The following is a 6,463-nucleotide window of genomic DNA, read 5'->3' on the forward strand; positions in this document are numbered from 1 at the left end:
TTAAATTCTTTTTGAGTAGCGGTGTGCCTTCTGGTTTAGTTGATAACGAAGGTAAAGTCGATACCAACGTCAAAATGACAGATTTACTCTATTTGCTTATTCATTTGCCTGAAATGGGAACGCTGATAGAGACACGAGTTTCGCACCAATAAAAAAACGCTCTATTTTTAAGTTTAATTCAGCATGATATATAAATAGTCAAAACCTTATAAATCAAATACAACTTATTGTAATTTAAGAAAATTTATGTTTTTTAGTAACTTGCAGATTAATCATTGCTTTTAAGCCATTTTTAGAATTTTATATGCCTGTGCGAAACTCGTGAGAGAGAATCCACAGCGAAAAATCGCCATTCTCTTTGATATGTAATTTGCCTGCTGATTTCAGGGAATCGCCCACCGTTTGGCAGTTCCATTTCTTACCGCTTTTTGATAACGAGAAGAGCTACATGGGAACATTCTTCCATGCCCATGAGTTCCTGTTTTTGTCACCGTTGGACTATGTCGATGGCATTCAACCTTATGCGGTTACCACCGAAAAACCTAACAAACTGTTCACTGATAAAGAGTGGAAAGTTCTGTTTTTCACAATGCACCGTTTTAGCAGCAAGGAAATCGCTAGACGGTTAAATATTGCGACTAGTACAACAGAGCACCACATTAAAAGTTTATACGAAAAACTCAACGTCCATTCTGCCTTTGAGTTAAGGACATTTGGCAAATCTCAAGGCTTTGACCGCTATATTCCGGTGAATATGCTTCCTCGTTCATGTGTTAACTCTGTTGGAGGTGCAGTATGAAATACACCTACATCATCAACGGATTTCGGCGAACCTATCAGGGTCGCCCTGATGTGCGTTTTACCTGTTCACGAGTTTCGCAATCTCCAAAAAAGAAGTATAAATTTAAAAACAAGAAAAAATTAGGATGTTCATATTTTGTCCGGTTATCCATGCATTAAAGATATCTATAAAACATTCTTACAAGTAAGCAGTGTAAGATACTCTGGTTTGGCGTTATCAGAAGTCAGCCCATCGCCTTTATCTCATGACACGGTTAGCCGATGGCTAAAAAGTAGATGTTTCCGACCTAAAGACCTATGGCGATTAGTCGAACCTGCTATAGACAAAAAAAGCCCTTGTGTACTAATTGCCGATGATACATTGATTGCCAAAACACGTAGTAGAAAAATAGAGATGGTTCATTATCAATATTCAGGTAATAAACATGATGTCATTGCTGGTATAGGTTTGGTTAATTTGCTTTGGCATGATCTGACAAGTGCTGAATCAATTCCTATTGATTATCGTATTTATGATAAAGATTCTGATGGAAAAACAAAAAACACGCACTTTTCCGAAATGCTCGCTCTTGCTAAAAAAAGAGGGATCATGCCAGAAGCGGTAGTGATGGATGCTTGGTATTCTAGCCTAGATAATCTGAAATCMATTCGCTCTCATGGYTGGGTCTGGGTAACCACGCTGAGGAAAAACAGGATTGTTAACCATAAYAAACMACTGAACAMGTTAGACATCTCAGAAGAAGGRACTYCAATACACTTAMGAGGCTACGGTTGGGTGACTGTTTTCAAATTTACAGCCAAAAACGGCCGTATTGATTACATAGTAACAAACAAAGAGAATCCYAMCCGTSAATACGTCAAATCTATCATGGATGCMCGTTGGTCTGTTGAAGTTTATCATCGAGAAGTTAAACAAAATTGTGGTATTGAACGCTGTCAGGCTCGCACGAGCCGAGCGCAAAGAAATCATATTTTTCTCGCTATTTCTGCGTGGTTTGAACAACATAAACGTCGTATATCTGAAAAAATAACCCTTTATCAACAAAATTGGGACGTAATCAAAAATGCTATTGCTGAGCACATCCGTGTTTTATTAGCGTACCCAAATTAGTTTTCTGCGAAACTCGTGACATAGATAAAATTACTGTAATGACCCCATAAGAGATACTGTTGTATGAAGGGAAAACATTTGAACTTACATGAGCGTTTTTATATCGAAAAACGAATAATTGACGGTGTTACTCAGGCCACTATTGCTAGAGAATTGGGGCTTTCTCGTTCAACTGTCAGCAGGGAACTCAAACGTAATACTGATCCCGCTTTCCATGGACTTTATTCTTGCAGAAGAGCCGATACCTTAGCGAAAGCCAGACGTCTCAATAAATCTACACGAGATGCATTTAATCAACAAACCCCGCAAACGCAGGATTTTATCCGTAAGGAGCTTGCTTTACATACCTCGCCAGAAGTTATCAGTGGAAGGCTACGTTTGAAGCATGGTGTTTCTGTCAGCAAGAATACGCTTTATCGCTATATAAAGAGAGACCGACTGGCAGGAGGGAAACTCTATCTCCAGCTTCCTCATCGCGGGAAACATTATCGCTATGATAAGGGTGAATCCAAGCGTAGCCCTATTCCTGATAGAGTGGGTATTGAAGAGAGACCCGCTGAGGCTGATCTTAAGCAACAACCCGGTCATTTTGAAATTGATACTGTATTTGGTAAAGATCAGAAGTCATTCTTACTGACTCTAGCGGATAAAGCTACCAAGCAGATTATTATCCGCAAGTTACCGAATAAACGCGCTGATACTGTTGTAGATGCTTTCCGTGACATTGTAGCAAATACCTTCTGTGACTTTAAAACTTTGACGGCCGATAACGGTTCTGAGTTCTCCATGCATAAACAGATAACTGAGATCACCGGTGCTAATGTCTTCTTTGCCAGGCCTTATCACTCATGGGAGCGTGGTTTAAATGAACACAGTAACGGACTTATCCGCCGTTTTTACCCAAAAGGAACGGACTTCAACTCAGTCACGGACAACGAGATTGCAGAACTTGAGCACATACTTAATACTCGGGGACGAAAATCGTTGGGCTATTTTTCTCCAAATGAAGTATTTTTAGCTCATCTAATGGCTGCATAACGTTTTATGGGTTTGTTGCGTTTCGACTGGGAATGGGCCAAGCGGTATTATCGGCTGGATTTTGCTGTAAATGTGCTAAAATAGGTGCTAAAAATTTATCCTTACTGGCGGGTAAATAGGTTTTTTGAATAAGTGAACGTTTTAATTGATCAATCAAAACATTGGCTAAGCGCATATCTTCTACGGTCTTTGGTTGGCTTATCTGACGTGCATAAAAATCTAATAATATGGTATTAAAAATAGCTGTTTGACGAATAATACACGGTTTTTTACATAGAACATGACTGAGTGTCTGAGAAATATCTAATATATTAAACTTAACACTTTTTTTGTTGTAAGTGGCATGTTCAACACCGCTTGGGATCCAGATACAAAATTCCGGCGGAGCAATATAATGTTGAGCAGCAACCTGCATCTCTATAATACCTTTCACCACATAAATTAATTGGCCAAAGTTATGGCGATGTAATTTACACTCAGTATCACCTAACAATTCATTATTACGAAAAACTATGGATTCTGGCGCAATAATATTTGATTCAAGTATATATTTGATTTTTTCCATTACAGTAATATTGGCAGAAAGAACGGATCCTTTGTCTTATTATAAATATATGTAATAAATCAGACAATGCTAAAATAGCAAAATTATTACTAAATGATAGATATGACTAAATAATGAAAAATTTTCTTTTTCCCCTTTTTGCAGTTCTATTATGGTCAATTAATGCAGTCGTAAGTAAAGCAGCTGCTAACGTTATTGATCCTGCGGCTATTTCTTTTTATCGCTGGCTATTGGCATTTTTATTACTTACCCCTTTTATGATCAAAGGGATAGTTAAAAATCGCGCAGTAGTAAGGCAATATGGCTGGAAACTTTTTATATTAGGGGCCCTTGGCATGGTGCTTTACCAAAGTTTGGCCTATTATGCTGCACACACGGTTAGCGCAACCTTTATGGGAGTATTAAATTCGGTTATTCCTTTGTTAACAGTGATACTCAGTATTTTTGTGCTACGCACTATTCCTACCATTGGTATTGTAATCGGTACCCTCTTATCCTTAATTGGGCTTATCTGGCTTATCAGTCAAGGTGATCCAATGATATTTTTTATGCAAGGAATGAATAGCGGGCAATTACTCATGTTTATCGCTGCTTTCTCTTATTCTCTATATGGTGTATTAACCAAGCATTGGGCAATCCCATTACCCAATTGGCAATCACTTTATATCCAAATTAGCTTTGCTGTGATCCTACTATTGCCTAATTTTTTACTGGCTAAAACAGTAGAAATTACCGCGGCAAATATTAATTTGATCTTGTTTGCCGGCATTGCCGCCTCACTGATTGCACCCTACTTATGGATCCAGGGTGTATTTTGACTTGGCGCTAATACAACTTCAATATTTATGAATCTGGCACCAGTATTTACTGCCATTATCGCTGTCCTATTTTTAAATGAAAAAATGCACAGCTACCATTTAATTGGTGGTGGTAGTACTACTCGGTGTTATTTTAGCGCAGCAATTACGTACCCCCACTGACGCAGCTTTTTAACCATCTCCGTTGTAACACCAATAAAAAAGAACAATAACTTATTAAATCAATTATATCAAAAACAATAAAAAACCTACTGATAGATTATCAGTAGGTGATTGTTTTTCTTGATAAAATAATTATGAATGGTATTTACTCATTACCAACGACGCATTAGTTCCACCAAAACCAAAACTATTTGACATTACAGTATTTAATTTCTTATCAGTGGGTTGCGTAATAATATTGATTGCTTGCGCTTTTTCATCCAAATTATCAATATTGATGCTTGGAGCAATAAATCCATGCTCTAACATTAACAAACTATAAATAGCTTCATGTACCCCAGCCGCGCCCAGAGAATGGCCAGTCATTGCTTTAGTCGCTGAAATCGCTGGCGTATTAGTACCAAACACTTCAGTAATTGCTCCTAGCTCTTTTGTATCGCCAACTGGCGTTGAAGTTCCATGAGTATTGATATAATCAACCTGTTCGACATCTGCCAAAGCCATTCTAATACACCGTACCGCACCCTCACCTGACGGAGCAACCATATCATAACCGTCTGAAGTCGCTCCATAACCAACAATTTCAGCGTAAATATGTGCGCCACGTGCCAAAGCATGCTCTAACTCTTCTACCACAACGATACCACCGCCACCAGCGATCACAAAACCATCCCGATCCTGATCATAGGTACGAGAAGCTTTTTCTGGGGTTGCATTATATTTGGTAGATAATGCTCCCATTGCATCAAATTCACAGGTTAATTCCCAGCTTAGTTCTTCACCTCCACCAGCAAAAACAACATCCTGTTTACCTAATTGGATCAATTCAACTGCATGTCCAATACAGTGGGCTGAAGTTGAGCAAGCAGAGCTAATAGAATAATTAACGCCCTTAATTTTAAACGGTGTGGCTAAACAAGCTGAGACGCCAGAAGCCATTGCTTTTGTCACCATATAGGGACCAACACCACGTACTCCTTTAGCACGCATAGCATCAGAACCTGCCACTTGATTACGAGGCGAACCGCCACCAGAACCAGCAACTAAACCGGTACGAATATTTGAGATCTGCTCTTCTGTCAGTTTAGCGTCCTGAATTGCCTCTTCCATCGCCAAGTAGGCATAAATAGAGCAATCACTCATAAAACGAAGAATTTTGCGGTCAATCTTTTGTTTAATATCATCTTCCGTCAGCTGAATATTACCCCATACATGGCTGCGTAAACCCATTTCTTTAAATTCTTCTGAAAACCTAATGCCAGAACGACCCGCTTTCAGGGAAGCCAGTACCTCTTGCTGGTTGTTACCTATGCTGGAGACAATGCCCAGACCAGTGATGACTGCACGCTTCATTGCTTATATTACCTCATAGTCGAAATTCATTTACTGGGAGCTTAGCCTGTTACTTTAGCTTACATTTGTAAGCTGAACAAGTCCGATCAGGTAAAATTTTGTAGAAAATATTATCTTGGCTAACTTTTATATTTTGCGATAGCTAGCGCATTCAGGTTAAATTCGTTAAAATTGGCTGATTATTTAAAATATTGTAGATAATTTTGTGAATACAAATGAGATCAGCCAAGCTAAATTAAGCTGGAACGAGCAAGATATCCCTATCTCTGAACACTTTGGTGATGTCTATTATTCTAATCAAAGTGGTTTAGAAGAATCGCGTTATGTGTTCTTAGCCGGTAATCAGTTACCAAATCGCTTTTTCTCTCACTCAGCAAAACAATATGTTATTGCAGAAACTGGTTTTGGTACTGGGCTAAACTTTATGGCAGTTTGTCAGTTATTTATTCAGTTTCGCCAACAAGCGCCTAACAACCAGTTACAACTTTTACACTATATCAGTTTTGAAAAATATCCTTTGTCCATTGCTGATTTGCTAAGAGTTCATCAATGTTCGCCTGAACTCGCCACTTTTTCTAAACAAATTTGTCAACAATGGCCTCAGTCGTTACCAGG

The 6,463-nt window shown here is 38.6% G+C and carries 6 protein-coding genes and 2 pseudogenes; 6 read left to right on the forward strand and 2 right to left on the reverse strand.

Annotated features, from left to right (window positions below):
* Window positions 1-448: 448 nt before the first annotated feature.
* The 4 genes from CBG25_RS18580 (at window position 449) to CBG25_RS18595 (ending at window position 2,950) form a co-directional block, all read left to right on the forward strand.
* Window positions 449-799, forward strand: a complete 351-nt coding sequence (locus tag CBG25_RS18580; RefSeq protein WP_290608517.1) for a helix-turn-helix domain-containing protein — start codon at window positions 449-451, stop codon at window positions 797-799.
* On the forward strand, window positions 796-960 hold the full coding sequence (locus CBG25_RS18585; protein WP_290608519.1) for a hypothetical protein: 165 nt from the start codon (window positions 796-798) through the stop codon (window positions 958-960). Before CBG25_RS18580 ends, CBG25_RS18585 begins: the two co-directional genes overlap by 4 nt.
* Window positions 938-1,912 carry a transposase gene (locus CBG25_RS18590; RefSeq protein ID WP_290608521.1) on the forward strand — a complete coding sequence of 325 codons (975 nt, stop codon included), beginning with the start codon at window positions 938-940 and terminating at the stop codon, window positions 1,910-1,912. Before CBG25_RS18585 ends, CBG25_RS18590 begins: the two co-directional genes overlap by 23 nt.
* 63 nt (window positions 1,913-1,975) lie before the next feature.
* Window positions 1,976-2,950 carry an IS30 family transposase gene (locus CBG25_RS18595; RefSeq protein ID WP_290608522.1) on the forward strand — a complete coding sequence of 325 codons (975 nt, stop codon included), beginning with the start codon at window positions 1,976-1,978 and terminating at the stop codon, window positions 2,948-2,950.
* Window positions 2,951-2,954: 4 nt separating this feature from the next.
* Here CBG25_RS18595 and CBG25_RS18600 read toward each other — a convergent pair whose 3' ends face one another.
* Entirely contained in the window at window positions 2,955-3,515 is a 561-nt protein-coding gene (locus CBG25_RS18600; RefSeq protein ID WP_290608524.1) for a cupin domain-containing protein, read from the reverse strand.
* Window positions 3,516-3,628: 113 nt separating this feature from the next.
* On the opposite strand from CBG25_RS18600, the pseudogene CBG25_RS18605 reads away from it, so the two are divergent.
* A pseudogene (locus tag CBG25_RS18605) lies at window positions 3,629-4,508 on the forward strand (DMT family transporter).
* Window positions 4,509-4,627: 119 nt separating this feature from the next.
* On the opposite strand, the gene fabB reads toward CBG25_RS18605, so the two are convergent.
* Window positions 4,628-5,848: a beta-ketoacyl-ACP synthase I gene (gene fabB / locus CBG25_RS18610; RefSeq protein WP_290608526.1), complete on the reverse strand. Its 1,221-nt coding sequence runs from the start codon at window positions 5,846-5,848 to the stop codon at window positions 4,628-4,630.
* Between the two features lie 205 nt (window positions 5,849-6,053).
* On the opposite strand from fabB, the pseudogene mnmC reads away from it, so the two are divergent.
* Window positions 6,054-6,463 (forward strand): annotated as a pseudogene (gene mnmC, locus CBG25_RS18615) (bifunctional tRNA (5-methylaminomethyl-2-thiouridine)(34)-methyltransferase MnmD/FAD-dependent 5-carboxymethylaminomethyl-2-thiouridine(34) oxidoreductase MnmC); the annotation flags it as partial.

This window comes from Arsenophonus sp. ENCA (genome assembly GCF_002287155.1).
In the GTDB taxonomy this organism is placed as follows: Bacteria; Pseudomonadota; Gammaproteobacteria; order Enterobacterales; family Enterobacteriaceae; genus Arsenophonus; species Arsenophonus nilaparvatae.